Raw genomic sequence first — 24,097 nt, 5'->3', positions numbered from 1 at the left:
TATACCCTGTGAGAAATCCGGGCTAGAGATTTTAGGCCCGCCTTATAACGTTAAAGCCTTTAAATTAGCTTTAAGTACTATGTTTTACATTAATTCACTGACAGGTAGAGAGTTAGCTAGCTATTTTAAGAAGTTCGTATGCACTTAAGACTTTGGAGCTAGATCAGAGGATTGCGCATTTCCAGCCCTTGCCAATCCGGCTGTAAAGGTAAGGCAAGCGAAAACGATCACGGCGTAGTCGGGTGGCAGTCGATCCATTAATAACCCAAAGAGAGGGGCGCCTGCTGTCTGACCAATAGCGATGGTCAAAAAACCGATCATTAGTCCCGTTGCAGGTCGGTCGGGTAACGCCGAAACGCCCCATACCAAATAGACACCTGTGAGCATGATGTACGCCGCTCCGAAGAGCATGCCCCCGGCGATTGCCAATAGCGGAGTGGTGGCACTGGTCCCGACCAAAAGAATGCCAGCCGCTAATCCCCCTAGGAAAAGCCAATGAACGTAGTCGATTCCGAAACGTGCGACTAACGTTCCCGCGCTTGCCCCCACGATACCTGCAGCGCCGATAGCAATCCAAAGAAGCCCTGCGCCAGTACTGCTCCAGCCAAGTTGAAGCGTAACCAACTGACCGCCGAAAGACCAAAGCGCGGTGCTGGACGCACCCATTAAGAATGAGGCGACAATTAGGCGAACAATGTCACTGGTAAGCGGAGGAAAACTGGCTGCGGTTGTGGTTGCTGTTTTGGTTCTACTTGGAACGCTATAGGCTGCAGCGATTGCCATTACAAAAGCGGCTACTCCAAAGCCCGCGAAGGCTAAACGCCATTGTCCCCCCATCATTAATGCTACCGGCCCTGAGCGCACCACGCCTGCGCTGGTACCGGCATTAATTATCGTATTAGTGGCACTTTGCCGATCAGCTCGAACGGCGGCGGCCACCGCTGCCGCCATGGGCGGAGAGGCGAGCCCCGTACTTGACCCTGCTAACATCACTGCACTGGCGAGCAGCAGGGGAGAAGGGGCTGTTGCGATACCAATCATGCCTATCGCTGCGACCAGGGCCGCGCCGACGGCAACGGCGCGAGCGCCGACTCGTTCGGTCAGAAACGCCGATAGAACAATGGCTATGCAGTAGCCTAAGAAAGACCCACCGGATATTAAACCGCTCAAAGTAGGAGATAATGAAAGGTCGGCGTCAATTTGCGGCAGAAACAACCCAAAGGCGAAACGGGCAAAGCCGTAGCAAACGGCGATGAGACCAAAACCCATTGCACCCAGGTATAGGCTGGGGCTCATAATCGCGCCTGCTGGATGAGGACTGACGCAGCGGTCTGTGCGGATCTTATTGCTTCAGCACCACGATAAATGGCGGCCGACGTCGCGCCTTCAAACAGAATAAGGACCTGTTCGGCCAATTCAGAGTTGCTCTTCCCGTGGGTTTCTATTGAGACAATTTTTTGGATTTTCTCATAAAGACTCGCCTTGTGTGTAAATACGGCTTTCGCGATATCTGGTGTATCACCGCCGGTTTCGCCGTAGGCACGCAGAAAAAGACACCCTCGACATCCTTCAGTTTGCACCCACTTTTCCAACGCGCCAAAGAGTGCATCGACGCTGTCCACTTCTATGCTTTGCTGAAAACGTAGGTGCCTTCCTGACAGTACGTCAGCAATCAGCGATGTCTTGCTACCAGCGTGTTTATAGAGGGTGCGGCTCGACATACTGGCGGCCTGGGTTAGCCGGTCCATACCTGTGGCGGTAAAGCCGTGCCGGTCGAAAAGATGTTCTGCAGTAGAGATAAGCTTAGTTTTAGTATCCATGTCTGGAGTGTAAAACGATCATTTTACATCGTCAAGCCGCTTGGATTTTCTTGCATCTAATCTTTTTAATTAAAGCAGCATGCTTTATATCGCCTGGGCGATAGGCAATTTCTCCGCAATAACAGCCGAAATTATCTTCCTTTACGGCGGTAGAGTAAGAAGGCGACCATTTAGACTGTCGTGAACCCGACGGAGACCTTTAAGAGCTAGCTGATACTAGGTTCGTTTTCTGTTACTCCCATTGCTCATAGCAAAGCGCTTGATGGAGTTTTTGCTCTCTTCAGCGCTGTAATGGGCAGTGCATGGAAGCAGGCAGGTCGATCGAATTAGGCAAGAAGTAGAGAGTATTCTGCATTCAGCTTTGTGTGTTTTGATTCTATCATGCATGTATGGAAAGGAGGCAATACGAGCTCTTTCTCTATGGCAACCAAAGTTAAACAACTGCTTTTAAGCAAAAGGAGNGCAATACGAGCTCTTTCTCTATGGCAACCAAAGTTAAACAACTGCTTTTAAGCAAAAGGAGTCAATCATGAAAATGTTAAACGCGGCTTTAATCATTGCATTAACCCTTACTTCAGGCGTTGCACTTGCAGAGCGAGGCTCAGGTGAAGATAACCGGATTATCTCTCCTGAATCGACTGCTACGCAACACGACAGTGATATTCGGAACGTTTCACCGTCAGAAGTGCTTGCTCGCAATTCTTAAGCGACGCTGGGTGCATGGGAAATACTTTGTAATACCGGGCGGGCCTAGGGGTAGACCTGCCCTGCATAAAACAGCTAACCCAGCGACCATTCAATACTTTCAATCAAGTTTTCGAGATTATTGATCACCAATAGTCTTGTTACGACAGGTAGAATGTCTAACACCGAACAACATTTGTTGTCGGTCAAATCACTATTAAGCAAAAGGAGTTTCAATCATGAAAATGTTAAACGCGGCTTTAATCATTGCATTAACTCTTACTTCAGGAGTTGCACTTGCAGAGCGCGGCTCAGGTGAAGATAACCGAATTATCTCTCCTGAATCGACTGCTACGCAACACGACAGTGATATTCGGAACGTTTCACCGTCAGAAGTGCTTGCTCGTAATTCTTAAACGACGCTGGGTCCATGGGAAATGCTTTGTAATATCGGGCGGGCCTAGGGGTAGACCTGCCCTACATAAAACAGCCAGCCCAGCGACCATTCAATACTTTCAATCATGTTATCTAGACTATTTATCACCAATAGTCTTGTTTTGGCAGGTAGAATGCCTAACACCGAACAACATTTGTTATTGGATCAACCACTACTAAGCAGAAGGAGTTTCAATCATGAAAATGTTAAACGCAGCTTTAATCATCGCATTAACCCTTGCTTCAGGCGTTGCAATCGCGGAGCGAGGTTCGGCCGAAGGTAACAGGGTTATTTCTCCTAAGTCAGCGACAGAACAGAGCGTTAATGAAACACGATACTTTTCACCGTCTGATTTGACAGAAAGAAATCCTTGAAATGTTGTTGGCTATATTGGAGGTAGTCAGTGGTGTCGGGCAGGCTTAAGTATCTTAAATCTGTACGGCACCTTGCAATATTCAAAATATATCAAAACATTCATTGTTATACCGAAAACTAAATAATTACTTTTAAGAAAAAGGAGGGTAGTCACAAGTTACAATCTTATTAATGCTTTGACATTGCTTTTCAAGTAATTCTGAATGCTCAATTGCTGGCAGGGATGTGCAGTGTGACCCAGTGCCGCTGATGGAGTATGAGAAAATGAGCCTTCTAGTATGGAGTCCCCTTGCCGGTAGTTTACTGTCCGGTAAGTTCACCGGGACAACCAGAATCCCCAAGGATCACGACGTTCTGAGTTCGACTTTCCAATTGTGAACAAAGAGCGCGCCTGGATGTGCTCGATAATCTCGCTGTGATCGATATCCTGCTGAACGAAAGGCGAATGTCTGATTTCTAAGGTTTCATTCCCCTAGAAAGCCGTAGGCGTTTATGGTACCTCAGTGGTCGTAGCAGAAATCGTCTGGAGGCTACTGCATGGCGAGCATGGCATGCTGCTTGGGCAGCTTGCCTTTGCCAATAGCCATACGGCGTGGATAGGGCAAGCGTCCTCATAGATACGCGATAATTATACTGAGCCTCTACGGATTGCAGAACTGGCAGCCAAAGTGAACATGAGGGTGCCGAGCTTTCATCGCCACTTTAAACAGGTGACTTCCATGGCTCCGGTTCAGTTTCAAAAGCGCGTGCGGCCTTCAGGAAGCGCGCCGCCGCTCGCCTTATACCGACAGCATTTCATCACTCGCGTTTAGTATAGGTTACGAGAGCATCTCGCAGTTAAATCGGGACTACCGTCGCTTATTCAAACTAACGCCCAGCGACGATGCGGAGGTGGCCATTCTGCAATAGTGACTGATGATAAGCCAAGGTGGACTCCTAATGACGTTTTATGGAAATCCCATCATCAGAAAAGTTGTCCTATACCCTGTAGGAAGAATATAGCAGACCACCCGGCCGGTTAATCGACTGTCACCTCCCGAATATTGTCGAGAAGTTCAACAAAATAGGGATTCCAGGTCAGGCGAGCATGATATTTTTCCGCTGCGCTCTGCCCCCATGCCCCAAACCACAGATTTTCAGGGTCGACGGGGCGTGGGATATCGTTTTGACCATTTTCATACATGATGTAGCTCCCTGCTTCACCGTAATAGGCATTTTCAGGAGCAAACAGCACATTCATATGGGAGAAAGTGCTGATGCGCCGTTCGGGTAGATGACTAACAAGGTCGGTGACTCGGGGATCATCAAGGTTTTGCGGTGTATCACCGTACCAAACGAAGCGTGATTGGCGATTGGGAAAGCGGTTTTGAAAAGCCTTGAGCGTCGCGTTGGGATCCAGGACACTATCATGTTGACTCATCGTCATCAGAACCGGTTTTTCAAAGCGTGCGGTTTCGAGATTTTTTTGCACGGTACTGACCGAACGATAATAGAGGGAGGCCCCTTGCGTTGGAAGGGACTGGTAAGTAGCGATATTGTCCTCTTCATCGATATTGAGCCAGTCCCAAAAAAGGGAAATGGCCGGGGTGAGAAACAGGTAGTTGGTATCGGGATAAAACCCAGGAGAAAAAAGCAGTAGCCCGTCGACATTGTCATCTGTATACGCATGGGAGGTAACCAGATTACCGCCGGTTGAGAAACCACCAAGCCAAAGTTCGTCGACTTCGGCTGCCAGTAGGCTGGCGTGATGGGCAATGATGTTCTCCCAATCCTCATTATCAGCTAGCATCAGATCGGCAGGTCGTGTGCCGTGCCCAGGCAACAGGATGGAGCGGACCAGCCAGCCGTCATTCGCCATGGCAGTCGCGATATCAATAAAATACCACGGGCTGGCACCCAATCCGTGAACTAACAAGATACCGCGCTGCGCCGGTTCAGCGGGACGGATTTCAAACGGCGTATTCAGCTCGATTTCAAGGTCGTGGTTTTCACCGATAAAAGCGCGGTTATCGGCAACCCACGCACGGGTTTCGCGCACATATTGATCAAAACTCTCCTGTTCATAAGGAGGCAGGTTTTCTGACGGTTGAAACCGTGGGGAATTCGGCGGCACGGTACAAGAGGCCAGAAAGAGAAGGGAAAGTAGGATGTTAAGGCGGCGAAACATGAAACACTCCATCTTAAAGGAGCTTGCTTCTGACAGAGAGTCACCGACGTCCTATTCTTCCTTAGAAGGGGCGGGTAGACGAGCTGTGCGTTGGCAAACGATTAGAGATATGACTAGATATCTAACTGTTCAAGACGAACCCCGGCAGTACCGCTTCAGCCTCGATAGCAATTAACCATTCCGGTTCGGCAAGGCCGTACACAATCAACCAGGTGGCAGCTGGCGGCGCGATGGGAAAGCGATGCTTCAGCACCTCCATCACCACTTGCTGATCCTAGCGAGCGGATTCGGCTAAGTAGATTCTCAGCATCACCACCCGCATTAGGTCGCCCCCAAGGCTCGATAGTAGTCGTTCGATATTGTCCAGTGCCGCCTCGGTCTGCTCGGCCAGCTCGGGGCCCGCCAACTCTCCCTCAATATCGATCCCCACCTGGCTGGACATCAGCACACGTGTGCCTCCTTGTACTAAAACGGCTTGGCTATGGCCTTCGGTCAAGGTATCTGGCAGGTTAGACGGGTTGAGGGGTTTGCGTCTTAAAATATGCATGAAAACCTCCTTCGTGAGTTCAGCTGTGTGCTTGCAAGGGTTATGATCGAGAAATTGCGCTTATGGTAGACGGGCCTGGGCACCAATATCGGTCGTCTTTTCTTTCTCGTTTCTTACTGACGTTGTATTTGAACAACATGGGGCTCACATACGTAACGAGTTAAACTAGGCCTGCCATCGCCGAGCTTCTCAAGGTGCGACTCGCAAATATGCTGGTCAAAGAATTGGTTGATCGCTCGGAACATAAAGCGACTACCAAGGCTCATCTGCACTTTGTCCAATAAAGCCGCCCGTAGGCCCATCATCGGGCAATAGCGCTGCCATAACAGATACTTGAGCCGCTTCTGTGGCAGTTTGCGCACCCGGGCCACCACCGTTTAGATCAGTCGCAGTAAAACCGGGCGCGACCGAATTTACCTTTATGTTCGTAGCGTGAAGTTCTTTGGCTAAAAGCACCGTTGCCATGTTGAGAGCTGCTTTCGCTCCGTTATAGCCGATCATTTGAATCGCCCCGAATTCCCAGTCGGGGTCGCTGTGCCTGGCAAGAGAACCCAGCCCACTTGATACATTGACGATGCGAGCTGAGGACGCTTTCCTCAATAGCGGCAACATTGCCTGGGTCACTGCCAGCGCGCCGAAGAAGTTGGCCTCGAAAACGCTGCGGACTTCCGAAAGATCCGCTTTTCCTACCGAACTATCCGAAGGGGATCCGATACCTGCGTTGTTAATCAGTACATCGAGTTTGCCGAAGTTAGCTTCGATATATTGCGCTGTGACCAGAATCGTCTCGCGATCCGTCACATCAAGCGCAAGGAATTGCGCATCACCACCTTCCGCCGCTACCTTTTCAGCGGCCGCCTGTCCGCGCGAAGTATTGCGTGCACCCAGCAGTACGGTGTAGCCCTCTCGGGCAAGCTGGAGCGCAGTTTCAAATCCAATACCTTTGTTAGCGCCGGTGACCAGGGCAACACGTTTCAAAGAATGGCTCATTGGGCTACCTTTCTTGAGATTTGTGGATACCTGTCTATTATATGAACAATCGTTCATTTTTGGGATTCGCATATGGCTCCAACCAGCCTAGGCCAGCTAAAACCCCGTAAACAGCCAGTGCAAGATCGCTCGCATGCCACCGTGGATGCCATCTTCGAAGCAACTGTTCAGGTTTTGTTGCGTGACGGCGCGCGAAAACTAACGACACGACGCATCGCTGAAAGAGCCGGTGTCTCGATTGGTACGCTATATCAGTATTTTCCGGGAAAGGAGGCGCTGCTCTACGCTCTTGTAAGCCGACAGCTCGACTTGGCAGCTTCCGCTGTGGAGGAAGCATGTCGAGAGAACCATGGTCGACCAATCAACCAATGCAGCGACACATTTGTTAACGCCTATATCGATGCCAAGGCTAGCAATCCTGAAAGCTCACGAGCCCTATACCAAGCAACTGCCGGACTCGATATGAAAGAGCTTATCGACACGGCGATCATGCGTCTTCATCGTGCGGCGTATAGTTTGCTGGCAAGCTCCTCTGACGATTTGGTCGACGACCTTGATAATGTTGTTTTCAGCTTGATCGCTGTAGTGACCGGCGGAACGCGCCAAATATTCGAGGGTGACGATACAGCCACGCGTTTGCCTACCTTTCGCGAACAGCTTGCTAGGATGTGTCGGGCGTATCTCAATGAATCCAAGGTGTCCAAGCGGGTTTAAAATCATTAGAACTCCTTGTCATAACTTAACTTGTTATTGCGAGATCCCTGCATCTGTCAAGCGGCTGGCGCCAATGAATCTAGGCCAGTATTTGGATTCAGTTTTAGCCAACGCTAATGTCTAAAAATAGAGACTTATTTTCTCGCTACTTCGGTAAGTGGGATGAGTCATGAAGCAAACGTGTGCGAATTTTCTAAAGAAGTATCATCGGCCGCAGCTCTTCTTCACACCACTGTCTAAAGCTGGTGGGTGTGCTGTTCTTATCTGTGCGCAGCACTGCATTATCGAGCCCTTCATTCTTGGCGTGAGTCATGTCGGTAAGGCCTTGCGCCATTGCATCCGACATACCGCGTTCAATGAAACCCGCCTTGTAAACTTCGAAACTTACCTGTTGGTAATGTATGGGCTTAGCAAGAACGTCGGACATGATATCTGCCATGTCGTTAAAGGAGAGGTCGTCTGGACCGAGCACAGCCACTTCCCCAGTACCGTCACAAGAGGTATCAAGCAGCAGTTTCGCAGCGACGGTAGCAATATCCCGGGTAGCCACTGCCGGTAACTTGCGGTCATCATCGATAGGTAGAAAGAACCTGCCCTGGTCGCGAATCGATGAGGCCTGGCGAGCAATATTATCCATGAACGACGGCATGGTTAGCGCTCTTAGCGCCACGCCTGTGCTCGCAATCAAGTCGTCCATCGCCAGAGACGCAGTGACGTAACCTGCATTTGCAGCCATTGGGGTGCCCCTTCCAAGCGCCGAAATGCTGACCACACTTCCCATGCCATGCCGCTTGATTGCCTCGTAGGCGGGGCGAGTGAAGTCTACATAGGCGCTCATAACACTTTTGGCGTGAGGGTCCGGAGGGCATAACCAAAACAGGCTATTGGCACCCTCAAGCGCCTGATCAATGGTGCTCGCATCATTGTGCGAGCCCTGAATGACCTCAACTTGCTCAAGTATATGTGTTGGAAGCCGCGATAGATCGCGTGCGATAACTCGAATCATTGCACCGCTAGCCAGTAAGTTCGTCAGCACCTGAGAACCGATATTTCCAGTCGGTGCAGTAACAACGATTAGCATGTCTGTTGCCCAATTAGCTGTGATCGCCAGAGGCGATATTCCCAGGCTAATAGCCAAGCCTGCACCCAATGCGACACTCCACCAAGAAATCGGCGCCGATCAACATCTTTTATTCCTATGCATTGCTCAGTACGATGAAATTGTTTGTTGTTCATATGTCACCTCCTTTGGCTGAGAGGTGGAACCATATCGTGTTCTGAACATGTCATAAGATAGGTACGTTTAACTGTACGAGCTATGCTTTAAAATCCGGTTTACTTTTTTGTTCGTCCTGAATTTACATGGTTTTATTGCCTTGGAAGTTGAGCCCACCATTGTGATGCCCGTCCGGCTAGACGCTTTTGCCAACTGATGATGGTGACAATAAGGCTGGGTAAGAAGGACAGCGTAACAACGGAGGAGAATGCAATGCCGAACATCACGATGGCCCCCAGGCCACGATAAAGCTCTGTACCCGCACCAGGAATAAGTACCAACGGTGCTACGCCTAAAATGGTCGTTAGGCTGGACATCAGTATTGCTCTCAGGCGAATGCGTACCGCATCTTCTACTGCTGAGGTGATCGATTCAGCACCTTCCTCTAGGCGCTTGTAGGCTTCCTGCACGATCAGGATCGGGTTATTGACTACCGCGCCAAGGAGTACCAGGAAGCCAAGCAGCGTGATCATGTCCAACGGCTGGTGAATGCCAAAATGAGCACCGATGCGATTGAGCATCGTAAGTCCGATGATTCCACCCGCGAGACCCAAGGGAATCGTGGCCATGACGAACAGCGGCCGTCCCCAGTGACGGAAGACCGCTACCAGCATCAGATAGCACAGCAGCACGGCAATCATGAAATTTCCCGATACTGCTTCACGGGTCGCCTGCAACTGGTCGCTGGCGCCTGTAATATCCATTGAGATGCCATGAGGTATTTCACCAGCAGTGCGCATCGACTCGATTAACTCGGTGCTCACTCGCTCGACACCCGTTTCGAGTGCCACCGAACGTGGTGGAATGATGTTCAGCGTGACGGTTCGACGGCCATTTAACCTACGAATGCTGTCGGTATCGGCAGACTCGTGTAAGTCGGCCAGCGCGGAAAGTGGTAGGACTGTCCCCGATGGCGTGGCGACAGGCAGGGCACGGAATCGATCCACTTGTTGCTCGCTGCCTGCGCTGCTAAACAAATAAATGTCGACCCGGCGGTCGTCGAGGATCATTTCATCGGCGAATGCGCCATCGCTTAGTGCCGCTACCGAGTAGCCGAATCGATCTGCATCCAGACCAACCTCAGCGAGGCGTTCCCAACGTGGCCGAATCTCTAGCTGCGATTGATCCAAACTCAACGAGCTTGGTTCGGAGCTTATCTGCGCGTTATCGAAGAGCGTTTCCGCACGTGCATAGGCGAGACCTGCCACCTGATAAATTTCAGAAAGATTAGAGCCGGAAACGTTCAGGTTGATGCTGCGCGTGCCGCCGTCGTTGCTGGAGATGATGGATCCGCGCGAGGCAAATGAGCGCATGCCTGGCCAGGCAGTGAAACGCGCCTCCAGTGCGACCATTAAGGCGTCAATATCGCCAGGATCTTTGGGGTCAGTGATTATGCTGATACCTTGAGGATCCACGAACATGGTGAAAAACCGCATCGCGGGTATATTTGTCTCGCCCTGATGGAAGCGCTCCGGAACGTCCTCAATACGCTGCTGCAACTCCGGAATTAGCTCTTGCGCAATGCCCTCCATCTCCGTCAGGTTGTAGCCCGGTGGTGCGATCATGCGCGAGAAGATGCGCGCCTCTTCGCCTTCTGGCAGGTACTCGGCCGGTGGTGTCTGCCATAGTACGGTACATACAGCTGCACCAAGCATTCCGCTTAGAACAGCCGCGCGGCGTATCGAACTGCTATAGAACTTGCTGATCCAGCGGCTAATCTGGTCGAACGAACTTACTTCGGCAGACGTGCCTAATGGGTGTTGAGGCAGCAGCCATGCAGCCATGGCCGGGAGCACCGTTACCGCGACTGCCATCGACGCCAGAATGGAGGCGCAGATAGCAATAGCGATATCCGAGTAGAGCTGCCCAGCTTCCTCCTGAATAAACAGCGTGGGTGCAAATACGAGGACAGTGGTTAGCGTACAAGCCAAGACGGCAGGCCAGACTCGGCTTACGCCGGCCACGGCTGCATCGAAAGGCTTGAGACCACGTCGGCGCGATTGGTCAATGCTTTCCAGCACCACGATCGTGTTATCTAGCGTCATGCCAATGGCGAATGCTACACCCGCCATCGAGATCACGTTGAGCGTACGTCCCGCTAGCAGTAAGCCGATGAAGGCGGCGATGGTGCAGATTGGAATGGCAACCGCCGCAACGAAGGTGCTGCGCGCTGAGCGCAGGAAGGCATACATCGTCAGGGTCGCTAGCAGCGTGCCCAGTAGCAGGTTAGTCCATATATTGGTGACTGATGCCTCGACGTAATGCGCGTCTTCATTAACCAGGGTCATCTCGAGGCCCTGTGGCATCAAAACCTCCGTATTGACGACGTCGACCTCTGGCAACACGGCGTATTTAGTCTGGACGACGTTCGATCCCGTTTCTCGCCGTACCGCAAGAATCAAGGCTGGCAATCCATTGTAATAAGACGAACTGCGTAATTCATGATGACTGAGCTGGATGCTAGCGAGGTCGGCTAGTCGAATCAAAGCGCCGTCGCGCTCGGCAACGATCAGCTGGCCGATATCGCTCGGTTCCCTAAAACGCCCAACCGTACGTACCAGCACACTGCGCTTGCCGTTATCCAGATCACCACCTGATCGATCAAGGTTGCGCAGGCGCAAGGTATTGCGGATGTCTGCCATATCCAACCCACGCTCGGCAAGTCGATAGGGATCGACCTCGATGCGAACCTGTCGTTCTTCCGCGCCCATAATCTCGACCAGTGAGACGCCTTCGATGCGTTCGAGGCGCGGCCTAACTTGATCCTCCAAGAAATGGCGCACCATGGCCAGGTCGAGGCTGGCTCCAACTTCCGAGTGAGGCCCGATACGGAAGTACATGAACGGCTGATCTGACGAGGAAATCGTGGTCAGCGCCGGGGCATCAGCATTTTCCGGATATCTTGAGACCTGGTTGAGCGCGTTATTAGTTCTGATCAGGGCCTCGTTAATATCGACGCCGAAAGGGAACTCTAGCTCGATGCTAGCCTGCCCCGTAGTGGCAGTGGAAACCATGCGGCCTAGGTTGGGTAGTATCCGTAGGTACTGCTCCTGCTCGATGAGGATTTCCTGTTCTACGTCACGCGGCGATGCTCCCGGCCAGCGTGTATCTACGCTGATGGTGCGTACCTCCAGGTCGGGGATCATCTGCACCGGTACGCGCAACGCGGCGCTGATTCCCAGTACACACAGTATGAGAATGGCAACCGCGATTAGTGTGCCGTGATGGAGAATACGTTCAAAACCCATATGTTAGCGCTCCACCACATGCACAGGCTGACCATCTGCCAGAGTTTCGTTGCCGCGGATTACAACCCAGGAATCTTCTGTTATAGCGTCGCCAACGACAGCGACCTGGCCATTTAAATCATTGAGAATGCGCACGGTATGCCTGCGCGCCACCGATTGTCCGTCGACATCTTCAACAACGTAGACGCTGTGGTTGCCGTCGGGCTGTCGAAGCACGGCGTCGCGACTGATTGCGATGGCACTGGTATCCGTTTGCGCGAGTGAAATCTCTGCGCGGGCCGAAGTGCCTGGCAACAGGTAGCCATCAGAAACATCCACCAATAATCGTAACAAGAACGTTCTGGTACCAGGATCGGTAACGGGAACCCGCGCACTGACGCGCGCAGGCAACGACGTGCCGTCGAGTGCGTCGGAAAATACACGCACCTGTGCATCTTCGTCGATTTGGCTGAAGCGTTCCTGTGGCACGCGCAGATCCAGCCTGACGCGGTCGGTCGACACCAACGTCAGCACCGGCGTGCCGCGCTGTACCCATTCGCCGACCTCAGCATGTTTCTCCGCTATCACCCCGGGGAATGGCGCTGGGAGCATGTGCCGCGCGACGATCTCTTCTTGCTCGCGCACACTGGCGTGGGCGAAATCGGCTACCGCTCGTGCCAGATCCAGTGCAGCAGTGCGTGCTCCGACCTCCGTAGCCGCGATGGCTCGTTGTTCGTTAAGCCGCTGCGCCTCTAAGACTAGGCGCTCTGCCTCGCGCACGGCGGCGTCCGCCTCAGTTGCCTCGGCACGGATTCGCAAGAGGCCATGGTGTACAACGGTAGGGTCGAGTTCAGCGAGTGTCTGTCCTGCGTCGACAAATTCACCTGAATCCACGTGTATCAGAGAAACCAGTCCGTCGGCGCGAGGAGAAAGCTGTGCTTGGCGTTCAGCGGTTAGGGTTCCGGAGATAGAGAAGCGTTCCCCGAACGTAGCTCGTTCTGCTTGTGCCACAGCGACATGCATCTCTGCAGCCGGTTCATTCGCGCTGACGTGCCTGGGCTGCGCATCGCAGGCGGTAAGTAGAAGTAAGGTGAGTATTGAGCCCCCTCGTTGGGCAACCGAAGTCCACCTCATCGGTTGAGAACCTGAGGAAAGCATTCCGCCGCCGCGCTTTTCCGATAAGCGAAATTGTTGGGCTCCGATGTGATGATATATTCACTCCCATAGCACGCGGCGCTAAAATGAGTGAGGCTTTCAATTGATGGCATCAGAGTTTTGTCCTCTATAATGCTGTTCGTATTTTTGGGCCTAAGCGCCGTATGGAAATGGTCAGATTGTTGGCATGGATGACAATGAGCGCGGGTGACTTAGCGTTTAGTTAGGTCTCGCGGTGTCTGCCAGAGTCGAGTACTCTGCGACCATAAGGGGTGCGTGCAGGTTGGTCTATGCGCGTTTGTCCTGCTTATCTTTGCAATCGTCCAGGAGAACCCATGGATCCCCTATCAGATGTACTCTCGCTACTGAAACCGCGAAGCTATGTCTCCTCTGGAGTGGAGGCTGGCGGTGCATGGTCACTCCAATTTCCGGATCAGCATAAGCTCCTCAAGTGTTATGCCGTAGTCTCCGGCGAATGTTGGTTGGCCGTCGATGGTGTTCCGGAGGCCGTACATCTGCAGAAGGGCGACTGTTTCGTTCTACCGAGCGGACGCCCTTTTCGGTTGGCGAGCGATATGTCGTTGCCACCAGAGCCCTCCAGCAACTATTTTCCCCCACCACGTACTGGCACCGTCGTGAAGGTCAACGGCGGGGGCGATTTCTTTATCGTGGGCAGCCGGTTCGGCGTCAGTGGGGGGCATGCCGATATGCTGATGGGCATGCTGCCGCCCATTGTCCACATCCACAACGAGACAGAACAGGCTGCATTAAGGTGGTCTGTGGAACGCATGATGAAGGAGTTGCACGACCCCGAGCCCGGTGGTTTCCTGATTGCCCAGCACCTCGCTCATATGATGCTGGTACAGGCACTAAGGCTTCATATGGCGGAAGGAGTCATTAACGGTGGGGGATGGCTTTTGGGGGTAGCGGACAAACAGTTGGGGCCGGCAATTAATGCGATCCATGCCGACCCTGCACACCGCTGGACGCTGCAGGCGCTGGCCGAGTGCGCCTGTATGTCGCGCTCGGCGTTCGCTCAGAAGTTCAGGGAAACGATAGGAGCATCGCCCATGGAGTACGTGACGCGCTGGCGCATGATGCTGGCGGGAGAGAAGTTGGAGAACTCCCAAGATCCCGTTTCCGTTATTTCATTATCCCTTGGATACGAATCCGAAAGCGCGTTCAGCACTGCGTTTAAGCGGGTAATGGGAGTTTCTCCGAGGCAGTATAGTCGTGGGGCAACGCCCGCTTCGTATAGCCACGCAGTTGGTCTCAATGGGGCTGGCGTCAACCCAGCATAGATCGCTGAAAGTGATGAAAATAGCGTCTAGGCTCTCTAGCACTCTTTCAAGAACGTGCAGTGACTGCACTGGTTTGCCCAACCTGTTAGTGCTTTTACCCCTATAACAAAACATATTTACCAGGATGTGAGGTATGCACACAATCCAGCTTTCTCGGCGGCAGGCAACACGCTTGCGCCACCCTCTAAATGGAGAAAGCATCATGGTAGTGTTCAGCTTACATGCCTTAAGAAGAACGGACAGGACTGGATTAGGGGCCCGCTCTGCTTTTTTGGCATGCGCCGCTTCGCTGCTTGGCTCGTTGGTCTGCATCCCTGCATATTCGAGCGACGTCGACCAAATCCCGTCCACCGAAGGAAGAACGTACGTGGTTCCTTACGAAGCTGCCGAGGCTCGCTTCACGCCGCTTTACGCTGATAATCCAAACAGCCCTCAGATCTCGGTGCTGTGGGGGAATCCTCAGACTGGCCCATCGGCAGCGCTGTTTCGGTTCCCTCTGAATTATGGCGGTCGCTTCCACAGTCATAGCGCGGCTTACCACCTGTCGCTTATGGAGGGGACTATGAAGCACTGGGATGAAGGTCAGCTTGAAGCGGACGTGCCGATTCAGACAGCGGGCGCCTATTGGTATCAGCCTGGAGGCCAGTTGCACTCTGACAATTGCTTGTCAGAGTTCGGTGTCGCCTTCGTGGTCTTCGATGGTGCGATCGACTCAGCCTACGCCGATTAGCACCTTTAAAAGGGTCGGCCGACAGGTTATCCGGAGTGGCTCAGCCGATCCATTTTTTCCAAGTCGGAGCGCTCCGCCGGGTTGTAGGTCATCAGTTTTAGATCCGGCCGCCCGTCAATCGCAAAGGATGAAAACTCGAAGGTAATTTCTCCTACCACTGCGTGGAAAATTGTCTTCGATCCTTCCCCAGCGGTATGAACATCGTTTGCTCTCCACATGCGCTTGAAATCCGTACTCTTGCTGGATATTTCCGCCACGAGTCCAGCAGATCGCGGGTTCTCCCCCATACGTGCGGTTTCTGCGCGAAAGGTTGCCACTAGAAACCGTGCCACTGTTTCCCAGTCGTTTTGGGCAGCGCGTGTCGCTGGATCAAGGAACATGAGCCTCAATATGTTTCGTTGATCGGGAGGTAGTGCCGGGTAATCCGTGAGCGCTAGTTGAGCTGCTCGGTTCCAGCCAACAATGTCCCATGTCGACGTTGCGACGGTCGCAGGGATCATAGGCATAGCGTCGAGAAATCGTTGTAGTCGTTCCGAGATACCTTCTTGAACAGAGGAGTGGGCTTTCGGCGGGTGACCGATGCCGACCAAGAATAGATGCTCGCGCTCGGCTTCGGTCAGCATCAGCGCCTTAGCAAGGCTTTCGAGTACGCGCACTGATGGTGCGCCCCCACGTCCCTGTTCGAGCCACGTATACCATGTTGTGCTGATATGGGCTCGCTGAGCGACTTCTTCACGCCGAAGGCCAAGTGTCCTCCGGCGCCCTCCGAAACCAAGTGCTAGCGCGTCAAGTCGCTGCCGCCGATCCTTTAAGAAAGCACCAAGGTTATTGGAATCGCAGGAGCTAGCTTGTTAGTCATTATACCCCTATAAAGCCGCTTATTTATCTGGATAAAGATTGATCGATATTCTCTCCCATGACAAGCATTCACTGGGAGGAAGGGGAAGCGTTATGAAGATGTTTTTGACTGATGCGACAGGCTTTTTAGGCATAGCCGTTACGAGAGAGCTACTTGCTAGTGGCCATCAAGTTCTAGGGTTGGCCCGCTCCGGCTAAAGTGCAGATAAGCTCAGGCAGCTAGGCGCTGAAGCACTTCTGTTGGTGGTATTTAATCACTAGGTCATGCGAAATATAGGTATTTATCTCAACAGTTAAAAACAACAGAATAAATATCTCTTCAGAACCCGTCAGGAGCATCCTTATGAAGCTAGGAATTATAACTGGCACTTTATTACTTGCGGCCGCTGTAGCTACTCAGGCTAGCGAGCCTTTACTGTCTCCTTCCGAACCCAATCAGGTCGCCGGAACGTGGCGCATGGTGTCTGCTACATTGGAAAGCGATGGGACTACCGAGCATCCCTACGGTGAGAATCCACAGGGCATGCTGGTTTTCACTGCTGACATGCACTTCGTCGAGGTATTAACCAATGGTGACACCGAGTGTTTTGAGTCAAATTCACGTGGTGGTGGCACCGACGAAGAGAATAGCCGTGCCATGGCTTCGAGTATTGGCTTCTTTGGTAGTTATACCGTCGATGAACAGGGGCGCTTCGCCGGTAATTACGTCGAGGGTTCTACGTTCCCTAACTGGGTGGGCAGTGAAAGAAGCTCGCGGGAGCTTCAACTGAGAGTGGAAGGCGATAGGATGCACGAAACGTTCACTCGCCCTGATGGAGGGCGAGTCAGTGCAGAATTCGTGCGCGTTAGATAGTGCATAAAAAGCCCCGGCAAAGTTCAAGTGCCGCATCGTTGGTGTTCCAACAACGGATATGTTGCACAAGGGGGTTACGTATTCTGGCCTAAAAGCGCAATCGTCAGCTAGTTGAGAGGCTTTAAGGTGAGAGGTGGGACTATCTCTGCCCTTTGGATGCCGGTAATTGGATTGTGATGCCAAATCCACGACCTTCAAGACCGACGCCACATCTTAACTGTCCGCCATGCGAAGTGACCACGCGTTCGACTAACGAAAGGCCCATGCCAATGCCCTGAGTACGATGACCGTTCTCGGCGCGGTAGAATCGCTCGAATACGCGCTCGTAATCGCCATCGGTAATGCCAGGGCCATTATCAGCAACGCTTAGGGTCGCCATTCGAGCATGTCCTTCATCTTCGACCCAAGTTTCCAGCCGTACACGCGTGCCCGGGCCTCCATGACGTAAGGCATTGTCGAGCAGGTTGCGAACCAGTATGCCGAGGTCATCAATGTCGCCATGTACTGGCGCGTGACCTCCTTCGACTTCGATTGATTGGTCACTGCGTAACGCAACCAACTCGAACTCGTCGGCCACCATCCCCGCAATCATTGCCAGATCCACATCCTGCGCGCGCGCGGCGGAACCGCCGGATTCTACCCGCGCGGTATCAAGCAGTTGTTGCGCCAGTCGCGAGGTGCGTTCTATACCAGCGATGAGATGCTCGAGCGCTTCGCCCGCTTCTTCTTGGTCGCTGGCGTGCTGTAGCACCTGCGCCTGAGTCAGCAGCGCTGCCAACGGCGTGCGTAGCTCATGGGCGGCCTCACCGATGAACTCGCGTTCATGCTGAAGCGCCTGCGCCAATCGCGCCATCAACTGGTTGAACGAACGCACCAGCGGCGTGAATTCGTTTGGTAATCCATGTTCGGGCAACGGTGCCAGATCGAGAGGGGCACGCGTAGAGAGCGACTTGCTGACGCGCAGCACTGGTCTCAGCGACCAGTGGATCACCAGCCATATCGCGACACCGATACCGAACAGGAGCAACAGTGCTGTGAGTAGGGTCGGGCCGAGCCATCGCATCAATTCCGCCCGGATGGCCGATGTTGGCACGCCGACCTGCACCTGCACCCGTTGGTCGGCATCGCTGACGGCGAATACGCGCCAGGACACGCCAGCAACGGTTGCATCGGCAAAGCCATCAACGAAGTCCGGCGCCATCGGGTGCGCGGGTGCCGGACGCGAAGACATCAATCGTCGCCCAGTGCCATGCTCCCAGGCTTGGAAACCGAGCGCTCCGAACTTGCCTTCCGCTGGCACCGTCTCGCCGCTGAGCAGAAATTGCTGTTGTTGGCCTGCGGTGGCGATGTCCGCAGGCAACGACTGCAGTATCTGCTCGGCAATATTGCGCAGCATGCCATCTATCTCGCCACCCTGGCGCTCCAGTACGTTTACGTACTGAATGGCGAACCCGATAGCCCAAGTAGAGAGCAGCACTGTGGCCAGCGCAACCAGCAACCGCGTGCGTAGCGCGCGCATTAGTGTTCATCCCCGAGGCGATAGCCGAATCCAAGCTCCGTTACCACTACGCCATCGCCGAGCTTGCGGCGCAGTTGGTGCACGAAGACCGCAACGGTGTTGCTGCCGATCTCCGTATCGTCGCCGTAGAGCCGATCTTGCAATTGATCACGACTGAGAACACGACCACGCGACTCGAACAGTGCCAGCAGTAGACGGAACTCGTGCGCACTAAGGCTAATACGCTGACCTTCACGGGTCACAACCCGCGCAGCGGGATCGATCTCGACATCACGCCACCGCAACACGGGGGTTACTGCGCCACGGCTGCGGCGCAGTACCGCGCGAAGCCGCGCCAGCATTTCGTCGCGCTGAAACGGCTTGACGATGTAGTCGTCAGCACCAACGTCAAGCCCGCGGACGCGGTCGCTCAACTGATCGCGTGCGGTAATGATCAGCACCGGCGTCGGGTCGTAGCGACTGCGCATCGAGGACAGCACCTCCAATCCTGAGCCGCCCGGCAGCCCGAGATCAAGTAGAACCGCGACGAATGCGTGGTCGACCAGCGCTGTGTGTGCGGATGCAACGTCTTTGCAATGCACAACGCGCCAGCCTTCCTGACCAAGGGCGGATGACAGCGCACGACCCAGCATGTGGTCGTCTTCAACAAGGAGGATCGCATCCATAGCGGGCAGCTCGAGTAATAAGGGGAGGGCAGCGATATTCCTACAGCGACATTAATAACGGATTAAGGCATGTACTTAAAGACTGTTAGGTGGCCGGCGATTGCTGGACACGGTCGCTTACAGTGGTAACAACTTTGCCCTAATCGTCGGAAACGCAAATTAATCTCGCCAGTAAAAACTGTTTAATATGTTACTGCCTATGAGAGGAGTTAGGTACTCAACTGATCTTACTTCTTCTTAACGTAAGGTGCGGATCATGACTAGCTGGAAAGCTTCTGATACTCCCTCTCAACGTTGCCGTACTTGTTCACTTACTTAACGATGCAGGAAGAACAAGTTAGCCTACCCGGCCAGTTAGTCGACTGCCACCTCCCGAATATTGTCTAGGAGTTCGACAAAATAGGGATTCCAGGTCAGGCGAGCATGATATTTTTCCTCTTCGCTTTGCCCCCATGCACCGAACCAAAGATCTTCAGGGTTGGCGGGGCGGGGTATATCGTCCTGACCATTCTCAAACATGATGTAGCTTCCTGCTTCACCGTAATAGGCGTTTTCAGGTGCAAACAGCACGTTCATATGAGAGAAGGTGCTAATGCGTCGATCGGGTAGGCTACTGCTAAGGGTGGTAACACGTGGATCGTTCAGGTTGGGCGGGCTTTCACCGTACCAAACGAAGCGTGATTTGGGATTGGGAAAGCGGTTTTGAAAAGCAGTGAGCATCGTATTGGCGACAAGGACACTATCATGTTGACTCATCGTCATCAGGACAGGTTTGTCAAATTGTGCGCTTTTGAGGTTTTTTTGCACGGTGCTGACCGAACGATAATAGAGAGAGGCCCCGCGACTAGGAAGCGACTGGTAAGTAGCGATATTGTCTTCGTCATCGATATTAAGCCAGTCCCAAAAATAGGAAATGGCCGGGGTGAGAAACAGGTAGTTGGTATCGGGATAAAACCCAGGGGAAAACAGCAGTAGCCCATCGACATTGTCATCTGTATACGCATGAGAGGTGACCAGATTACCGCCAGTTGAGAAACCGCCAAGCCAAAGTTCATCGACCTCGACTGCCAGCAGGTTGGCGTGATGGGCAATGATTTTTCCCCAATCCTTATTATCAGCTAGCATCAAATCGGCAGGACGTGTGCCGTGGCCAGGCAGAAGGATAGAGCGAACCAGCCAGCCGTCATTCGCCATGGCGGTGGCGATATCAATGAAATACCACGGGCTGGCACCCAGTCCGTGCACTAAAAGGATACCGTGCTTCGCCGGTTCATCAGGGCGAATTTCGAACGGTGTATTGAGCTCTATTTCAAGCTCCCGATCTTCACCGATGAAGGCGCGGTTATCGGCAATCCATGCACGGGTTTCGCGCACATATTGTTCAAAATTCTCTTGCTCATATGGAGGTAGACTTTCTGAAGGTCGAAAACGTGGGGAATCTGGCGGTAAAGCACAGGAGTTCAGCAAGAGAAGTAAAAGTAGGATGTTAAGACGGCGAAACATGAACCACTCCATTTTTAGGAGCTTGCTTCTGACAGAGGGTTACCGCGTCCTATCCTTAGAAGGGGCGGGTAAACGGGCTGTGCGCTGGCAAACGAGTAAAAATATGATTAATGGATTAAAACTACTTAACTATTCAAGACAAACCCGGGCAGCACAGCTTCGGCTTCGATAGCGACTAACCATTCCGGTTCGGCAAGGCCGTACACAATTAACCAAGTGGCAGCAGGCGGCGCGATAGGGAAGCGATGCTTCAGCGCCTCCATCACCACTTGTTGATCGTAGCGAGCGTATTCGGCTAAGTAGATTCTCAACATCACCACTCGTGAGAGATCGCCGTCGAGGCCTTTTAGCAACCGCTCGACATTGTCCAGGGCCGCTTCAGTCTGCTCGGCCAGTTCGGGACCCGCCAAATCTCCTTGGATATCGACCCCCACCTGACTGGACATTAGCAACCGGGTGCCACCCTGCACTATAACTGCCTGACTATGGCCTTCGGTCAAAGTATCGGGAAGGTTAGATGGGTTGAGGGGTTTGCGCCTTAAAATATGCATGACAACCTTCTTCGTAAGTTCATCGGTGTGCTTGCAAGGATTACCGATTGAGCAATTGCGCTTATGCTAGACGGGCCTATGTATCAATATCGGCCTTCTCTAACCCTAAGCATGATCTAGCCATATTAAATGGCGGGACAGTTTTGGCGTGATAACGAACAGCGCTACGTTGAGTGTTTCGAAGACAGACCCCTGAAATTGCGCTGCTACGCTATCGTAAAAATCTGGAATTTTCATAGTCGATACTCCCTTCTTAATACGCAATGAGAGCACTTTACTATGGCTGAGCTTTAATAGTGTGTCGTACTTGTATCAGTTTGTCTCAGCGCTAAAACAACACATTTGCTTGAATATTTAATGGCAAATAGAACTTATTTAATGTTACTTAGCTTAGCTGTCACATTTGGCGACAAAACGTCGAAGAGCTTGGCATATCGTGGGTATATCTACCCCTTAATATTCCCCTGTTCGCTGCAGATCTGAAACCCTTAAATGGTTCTGGACGGATACAAGGTAGTTATTAATACCAAGCAGGAGTGGCTCTCTTAATTCTCGAAGATCACTTTAATTGTTTGGGTTAACTCAAAATTTATTGATGCTTAAGCCACGGTTTAGGCATGAGGAGTGAATCATGAAAATGTTAAACGCAGCGTTAGTTATTATATTAATGCTTGTCTCTCATACAGCACTTGCGGAGCGGGGGACGGCTAAAGATAACAGCGTTCCTTATGTCGACGTGATAACGATGCATCAAGGCTACGAGACCCGGGAATTTTCACCGTCTGAACTGACCGACAGAAACCCTTAAAAGGTTCTGACAGCATGTGATATCTGATAAAGCTGCCAAGCAGGTCTAGATCAAGTAGCACAGCGACGAATGGGTGCTCAACCAGCGCGGTTCGTGCAGATATCACATCTTTGCAATGTACGACGCGCCTCCTCTTCTGGCCGAGAGCGCACGATCAAGAATGTGGTCGTCTTCAACAAGCAGGATCGCATCCATAGCGGGCAGCTTGAGTAATAAGGGGAGGGCAGCGATATTCCTACATCGACATTAATAACGGATTAAGGCCTGTGCTTAAAAGCTGTTAGGTGGCTGGCGATCGCTGGATACGGTCGCTTACAGCGGCAACAACTTTGCCCTAATCGTCTTAAACACAAATTAATCTCACCGGTAAATACTGCGACATCAGCCGCTTCGACTGAGTATTAAAGACGCCTTTGTGGTGTGCTTCAACCCAGGACGCTATCCAATGAGCAGAACCAAGACTTCGGTGGCACAACGTCCACGTCTATTGAAAACCCTCTTCAATCTCCGCCTTGAGGAGGTTGGGCCTGTGCTAATTGCAGCACTGTTCTTCTTTTGTATATTGACCGCATTGATGCTGTTGCGCCCTGTTCGTGATGCGCTAGGTATGGAACGCGGTATCGAGAGTGTCCGTTGGCTGTTTATCGGTACCGCATTGGTGACGCTGGCAGTGAATCCACTGTTCGGCTGGCTGGTCAGTCGCTTGAAGCGACTACAGTTCATCGGAGCGACCTACACATTCTTCGTGCTGAGTTTGGTGGCCTTTTGGGCATTGCTGGTGTTCGCGCCCGCCGCCGTGGGTCAGCGCAGTGGACAGGTATTTTTTGTTTGGTTCAGTGTGTTCAACCTGTTCGTCACGATGGTGTTCTGGGCGTTGCTGGCTGACCGCTTCACCAGTGAGCAGGGCAAACGTTTCTTCGCCCTTATCTCGGTCGGTGGCACCCTCGGCGCGATTTTTGGCCCGTGGCTTACGTCGCAACTGGCCCTGCCATTGGGTACGCCCAGCCTGCTGCTTGTCGCCGGTGGTTTCTTGCTGCTAGCTCTCTCTTTGGCTTGGCTGCTGGTGCGTGTGGCACCGGATCAGGCTAGCTCTGACACGCCCACCCCCACGGCCGGATTCATTAGCGAATACGAGCGTATAGGTGGCAGCGCCTTGGCAGGTCTACGTGCCGTTTTCCGATCACGCTATCTGACCGGTATCGCTGGGTACATCCTGTTAATGACTGTGCTCGCAACATTTATCTACTTCACCCGCCTGCAGATGGTCGCAGCGGTATCAGATAGCATCGATGCGCGTGCGGAAATACTAGGCAACATCGATATGTGGACGCAGGTAGCGGTACTGATTCTGCAACTTTGACCGGTAAGATCATCCAGCGCTTCGGCCTGGGTGTGGCGCTGGCGATTTTACCGGTGGCTACCGCCCTTGGCTTTATCGGGTTGGCGATATACGGGTCGTTCGTGGTGTTAATCCTTCTAGAGGCTACTACGCGTGCGCTTCAACGTGGCGTCACCCGACCAGCAAGGGAGGCGCTATTTACGGTGGTCGGACGAGAAGACAAGTACAAGGCCAAGGCCTTTGTAGACACCTTCATTTACCGTGCTGGTGATGTTGTTGGTGCCCAAACTGAGGGCGCGCTTGGGCGATTAGGGCTGGCAGTAGGGGGACTGGTGAGTGTGGTCGTACCTCTGGCATTAGTCTGGGCTGCGCTGGGCCTCTGGATGGGTCGCGCGCAGGCCGCCCGAGCACTAACGCTAACTAACGGTGGGCCTGGCGGTGGAAACGTAGGCCTTGAACAACCGATAGAAAAGAGCGTGAGTTCTTCAGTCCCAGAGGTGCTATCAGGTGTTACCCAAACTCAAGCCAAGCCGTGGCTATGAGAATCACGAAATGAATATGTCAGTACGAATTAGGGAC

At 52.7% G+C, this 24,097-nt stretch carries 25 protein-coding genes and 1 pseudogene; 11 read left to right on the top strand and 15 right to left on the bottom strand.

Going from position 1 to position 24,097, the window contains the following annotated elements; genetic code table 11:
• Positions 1–144: 144 nt before the first annotated feature.
• Positions 145–1,296 carry an MFS transporter gene (locus HZU72_RS14135; protein WP_180093147.1) on the bottom strand — a complete coding sequence of 384 codons (1,152 nt, stop codon included), beginning with the start codon at positions 1,294–1,296 and terminating at the stop codon, positions 145–147.
• On the bottom strand, positions 1,293–1,820 hold the full coding sequence (locus tag HZU72_RS14130; RefSeq protein ID WP_180093145.1) for a TetR/AcrR family transcriptional regulator: 528 nt from the start codon (positions 1,818–1,820) through the stop codon (positions 1,293–1,295). Before HZU72_RS14130 ends, HZU72_RS14135 begins: the two co-directional genes overlap by 4 nt.
• 529 nt (positions 1,821–2,349) lie before the next feature.
• On the opposite strand from HZU72_RS14130, the gene HZU72_RS14125 reads away from it, so the two are divergent.
• The 4 genes from HZU72_RS14125 (at position 2,350) to HZU72_RS24225 (ending at position 4,127) form a co-directional block, all read left to right on the top strand.
• A complete protein-coding gene (locus tag HZU72_RS14125; RefSeq protein WP_180093143.1) occupies positions 2,350–2,526 on the top strand; it encodes a hypothetical protein in 177 nt (58 codons plus the stop codon).
• Between the two features lie 217 nt (positions 2,527–2,743).
• Positions 2,744–2,920: a hypothetical protein gene (locus tag HZU72_RS14120; RefSeq protein WP_180093143.1), complete on the top strand. Its 177-nt coding sequence runs from the start codon at positions 2,744–2,746 to the stop codon at positions 2,918–2,920.
• A gap of 217 nt (positions 2,921–3,137) precedes the next feature.
• The gene (locus HZU72_RS14115) at positions 3,138–3,314 is read left to right on the top strand and encodes a hypothetical protein (protein ID WP_180093141.1); all 177 of its coding nucleotides are present in this window, start codon (positions 3,138–3,140) and stop codon (positions 3,312–3,314) included.
• Between the two features lie 618 nt (positions 3,315–3,932).
• Positions 3,933–4,127: an AraC family transcriptional regulator gene (locus HZU72_RS24225; RefSeq protein ID WP_180093170.1), complete on the top strand. Its 195-nt coding sequence runs from the start codon at positions 3,933–3,935 to the stop codon at positions 4,125–4,127.
• Positions 4,128–4,333: 206 nt separating this feature from the next.
• On the opposite strand, the gene HZU72_RS14105 is transcribed toward HZU72_RS24225, so the two are convergent.
• The 4 genes from HZU72_RS14105 to HZU72_RS14095 form a co-directional block, all read right to left on the bottom strand.
• The gene (locus HZU72_RS14105) at positions 4,334–5,482 is read right to left on the bottom strand and encodes an alpha/beta hydrolase (RefSeq protein ID WP_180093139.1); all 1,149 of its coding nucleotides are present in this window, start codon (positions 5,480–5,482) and stop codon (positions 4,334–4,336) included.
• A 121-nt stretch (positions 5,483–5,603) separates the two neighbouring features.
• Positions 5,604–5,735 carry a RidA family protein gene (locus tag HZU72_RS24045; RefSeq protein WP_268896403.1) on the bottom strand — a complete coding sequence of 44 codons (132 nt, stop codon included), beginning with the start codon at positions 5,733–5,735 and terminating at the stop codon, positions 5,604–5,606.
• A 21-nt stretch (positions 5,736–5,756) separates the two neighbouring features.
• Positions 5,757–6,029 (bottom strand): RidA family protein, encoded by a 273-nt coding sequence (locus tag HZU72_RS23865; protein WP_235976117.1) that lies wholly within the window; start codon positions 6,027–6,029, stop codon positions 5,757–5,759.
• 252 nt (positions 6,030–6,281) lie between these two features.
• Positions 6,282–7,019: an SDR family oxidoreductase gene (locus HZU72_RS14095; RefSeq protein ID WP_180093137.1), complete on the bottom strand. Its 738-nt coding sequence runs from the start codon at positions 7,017–7,019 to the stop codon at positions 6,282–6,284.
• Positions 7,020–7,091: 72 nt separating this feature from the next.
• On the opposite strand from HZU72_RS14095, the gene HZU72_RS24040 reads away from it, so the two are divergent.
• Positions 7,092–7,733, top strand: coding sequence for a TetR/AcrR family transcriptional regulator (locus HZU72_RS24040; RefSeq protein ID WP_180093135.1), 642 nt, complete (start codon positions 7,092–7,094; stop codon positions 7,731–7,733).
• Positions 7,734–7,926: 193 nt separating this feature from the next.
• Here HZU72_RS24040 and HZU72_RS14085 read toward each other — a convergent pair whose 3' ends face one another.
• The 3 genes from HZU72_RS14085 to HZU72_RS14075 all read right to left on the bottom strand — a co-directional run bounded on the left by HZU72_RS14085 (position 7,927) and on the right by HZU72_RS14075 (position 13,370).
• Positions 7,927–8,814 (bottom strand): NmrA family NAD(P)-binding protein, encoded by an 888-nt coding sequence (locus tag HZU72_RS14085; protein ID WP_180093133.1) that lies wholly within the window; start codon positions 8,812–8,814, stop codon positions 7,927–7,929.
• Positions 8,815–9,101: 287 nt separating this feature from the next.
• Entirely contained in the window at positions 9,102–12,257 is a 3,156-nt protein-coding gene (locus tag HZU72_RS14080) for an efflux RND transporter permease subunit (protein WP_180093131.1), read from the bottom strand.
• 3 nt (positions 12,258–12,260) lie between these two features.
• Entirely contained in the window at positions 12,261–13,370 is a 1,110-nt protein-coding gene (locus HZU72_RS14075; protein WP_235976116.1) for an efflux RND transporter periplasmic adaptor subunit, read from the bottom strand.
• A gap of 356 nt (positions 13,371–13,726) precedes the next feature.
• On the opposite strand from HZU72_RS14075, the gene HZU72_RS14070 reads away from it, so the two are divergent.
• Together HZU72_RS14070 and HZU72_RS14065 are read left to right on the top strand one after the other, a co-directional pair.
• A complete protein-coding gene (locus HZU72_RS14070) occupies positions 13,727–14,692 on the top strand; it encodes an AraC family transcriptional regulator (RefSeq protein WP_180093129.1) in 966 nt (321 codons plus the stop codon).
• 367 nt (positions 14,693–15,059) lie between these two features.
• Positions 15,060–15,422 carry a cupin domain-containing protein gene (locus HZU72_RS14065; protein ID WP_180093127.1) on the top strand — a complete coding sequence of 121 codons (363 nt, stop codon included), beginning with the start codon at positions 15,060–15,062 and terminating at the stop codon, positions 15,420–15,422.
• Between the two features lie 26 nt (positions 15,423–15,448).
• Here HZU72_RS14065 and HZU72_RS14060 read toward each other — a convergent pair whose 3' ends face one another.
• On the bottom strand, positions 15,449–16,045 hold the full coding sequence (locus HZU72_RS14060; RefSeq protein ID WP_268896405.1) for an MmyB family transcriptional regulator: 597 nt from the start codon (positions 16,043–16,045) through the stop codon (positions 15,449–15,451).
• A pseudogene (locus HZU72_RS24035) lies at positions 16,028–16,234 on the bottom strand (helix-turn-helix domain-containing protein); the annotation flags it as partial. The pseudogene HZU72_RS24035 and the gene HZU72_RS14060, both read right to left, overlap by 18 nt.
• 389 nt (positions 16,235–16,623) lie before the next feature.
• On the opposite strand from HZU72_RS24035, the gene HZU72_RS14055 reads away from it, so the two are divergent.
• Positions 16,624–17,133, top strand: a complete 510-nt coding sequence (locus HZU72_RS14055; RefSeq protein WP_180093126.1) for a lipocalin-like domain-containing protein — start codon at positions 16,624–16,626, stop codon at positions 17,131–17,133.
• Positions 17,134–17,272: 139 nt separating this feature from the next.
• Here the strand turns inward: HZU72_RS14055 and HZU72_RS14050 are convergent, their stop codons facing one another.
• The 4 genes from HZU72_RS14050 to HZU72_RS14035 form a co-directional block, all read right to left on the bottom strand.
• Complete coding sequence (locus tag HZU72_RS14050; RefSeq protein WP_180093124.1) at positions 17,273–18,652, bottom strand: HAMP domain-containing sensor histidine kinase; 1,380 nt, start codon at positions 18,650–18,652, stop codon at positions 17,273–17,275.
• A complete protein-coding gene (locus tag HZU72_RS14045; RefSeq protein ID WP_138799650.1) occupies positions 18,652–19,317 on the bottom strand; it encodes a response regulator transcription factor in 666 nt (221 codons plus the stop codon). The genes HZU72_RS14050 and HZU72_RS14045 overlap by 1 nt, the downstream gene beginning before the upstream one ends.
• Positions 19,318–19,671: 354 nt before the next feature.
• A complete protein-coding gene (locus tag HZU72_RS14040) occupies positions 19,672–20,820 on the bottom strand; it encodes an alpha/beta hydrolase (RefSeq protein ID WP_180093122.1) in 1,149 nt (382 codons plus the stop codon).
• A 125-nt stretch (positions 20,821–20,945) separates the two neighbouring features.
• Positions 20,946–21,371, bottom strand: a complete 426-nt coding sequence (locus HZU72_RS14035; RefSeq protein ID WP_138799652.1) for a Rid family hydrolase — start codon at positions 21,369–21,371, stop codon at positions 20,946–20,948.
• A gap of 631 nt (positions 21,372–22,002) precedes the next feature.
• On the opposite strand from HZU72_RS14035, the gene HZU72_RS14030 reads away from it, so the two are divergent.
• From HZU72_RS14030 to HZU72_RS23665, 3 genes are all read left to right on the top strand, one after another.
• Complete coding sequence (locus HZU72_RS14030; RefSeq protein ID WP_180093120.1) at positions 22,003–22,179, top strand: hypothetical protein; 177 nt, start codon at positions 22,003–22,005, stop codon at positions 22,177–22,179.
• A 445-nt stretch (positions 22,180–22,624) separates the two neighbouring features.
• Positions 22,625–23,539, top strand: a complete 915-nt coding sequence (locus HZU72_RS23670; protein ID WP_208458094.1) for an NTP/NDP exchange transporter — start codon at positions 22,625–22,627, stop codon at positions 23,537–23,539.
• Complete coding sequence (locus HZU72_RS23665; RefSeq protein ID WP_208458093.1) at positions 23,536–24,060, top strand: hypothetical protein; 525 nt, start codon at positions 23,536–23,538, stop codon at positions 24,058–24,060. The genes HZU72_RS23670 and HZU72_RS23665 overlap by 4 nt, the downstream gene beginning before the upstream one ends.
• The last annotated feature ends 37 nt before the right edge of the window (positions 24,061–24,097 follow it).

It is taken from the genome of Vreelandella sedimenti (genome assembly GCF_013416325.1).
Lineage (GTDB): Bacteria > Pseudomonadota > Gammaproteobacteria > Pseudomonadales > Halomonadaceae > Vreelandella > Vreelandella sedimenti.
The sequence above is the reverse complement of the archived record's forward strand: the minus strand, read 5'-3'. Positions and strand labels throughout refer to the sequence as shown.

Bases quoted from the DNA above. Each gene is read 5' to 3' on its own strand.
- HZU72_RS14050 (WP_180093124.1), bottom strand. From the start codon at position 18,652: ATGCGCGCGCTACGCACGCGGTTGCTGGTTGCGCTGGCCACAGTGCTG.
- HZU72_RS23670 (WP_208458094.1), top strand. From the start codon at position 22,625: ATGAGCAGAACCAAGACTTCGGTGGCACAACGTCCACGTCTATTGAAA.
- HZU72_RS14060 (WP_268896405.1), bottom strand. From the start codon at position 16,045: ATGCTGACCGAAGCCGAGCGCGAGCATCTATTCTTGGTCGGCATCGGT.
- HZU72_RS14120 (WP_180093143.1), top strand. From the start codon at position 2,744: ATGAAAATGTTAAACGCGGCTTTAATCATTGCATTAACTCTTACTTCA.
- HZU72_RS14130 (WP_180093145.1), bottom strand. From the start codon at position 1,820: ATGGATACTAAAACTAAGCTTATCTCTACTGCAGAACATCTTTTCGAC.
- HZU72_RS14125 (WP_180093143.1), top strand. From the start codon at position 2,350: ATGAAAATGTTAAACGCGGCTTTAATCATTGCATTAACCCTTACTTCA.
- HZU72_RS14070 (WP_180093129.1), top strand. From the start codon at position 13,727: ATGGATCCCCTATCAGATGTACTCTCGCTACTGAAACCGCGAAGCTAT.
- HZU72_RS23865 (WP_235976117.1), bottom strand. From the start codon at position 6,029: ATGCATATTTTAAGACGCAAACCCCTCAACCCGTCTAACCTGCCAGAT.
- HZU72_RS14030 (WP_180093120.1), top strand. From the start codon at position 22,003: ATGAAAATGTTAAACGCAGCGTTAGTTATTATATTAATGCTTGTCTCT.
- HZU72_RS14055 (WP_180093126.1), top strand. From the start codon at position 16,624: ATGAAGCTAGGAATTATAACTGGCACTTTATTACTTGCGGCCGCTGTA.
- HZU72_RS14105 (WP_180093139.1), bottom strand. From the start codon at position 5,482: ATGTTTCGCCGCCTTAACATCCTACTTTCCCTTCTCTTTCTGGCCTCT.
- HZU72_RS14080 (WP_180093131.1), bottom strand. From the start codon at position 12,257: ATGGGTTTTGAACGTATTCTCCATCACGGCACACTAATCGCGGTTGCC.
- HZU72_RS24040 (WP_180093135.1), top strand. From the start codon at position 7,092: ATGGCTCCAACCAGCCTAGGCCAGCTAAAACCCCGTAAACAGCCAGTG.
- HZU72_RS14075 (WP_235976116.1), bottom strand. From the start codon at position 13,370: ATGAGGTGGACTTCGGTTGCCCAACGAGGGGGCTCAATACTCACCTTA.
- HZU72_RS14045 (WP_138799650.1), bottom strand. From the start codon at position 19,317: ATGGATGCGATCCTCCTTGTTGAAGACGACCACATGCTGGGTCGTGCG.
- HZU72_RS14085 (WP_180093133.1), bottom strand. From the start codon at position 8,814: ATGCTAATCGTTGTTACTGCACCGACTGGAAATATCGGTTCTCAGGTG.
- HZU72_RS14040 (WP_180093122.1), bottom strand. From the start codon at position 20,820: ATGTTTCGCCGTCTTAACATCCTACTTTTACTTCTCTTGCTGAACTCC.
- HZU72_RS14115 (WP_180093141.1), top strand. From the start codon at position 3,138: ATGAAAATGTTAAACGCAGCTTTAATCATCGCATTAACCCTTGCTTCA.
- HZU72_RS14095 (WP_180093137.1), bottom strand. From the start codon at position 7,019: ATGAGCCATTCTTTGAAACGTGTTGCCCTGGTCACCGGCGCTAACAAA.
- HZU72_RS14035 (WP_138799652.1), bottom strand. From the start codon at position 21,371: ATGCATATTTTAAGGCGCAAACCCCTCAACCCATCTAACCTTCCCGAT.
- HZU72_RS14135 (WP_180093147.1), bottom strand. From the start codon at position 1,296: ATGAGCCCCAGCCTATACCTGGGTGCAATGGGTTTTGGTCTCATCGCC.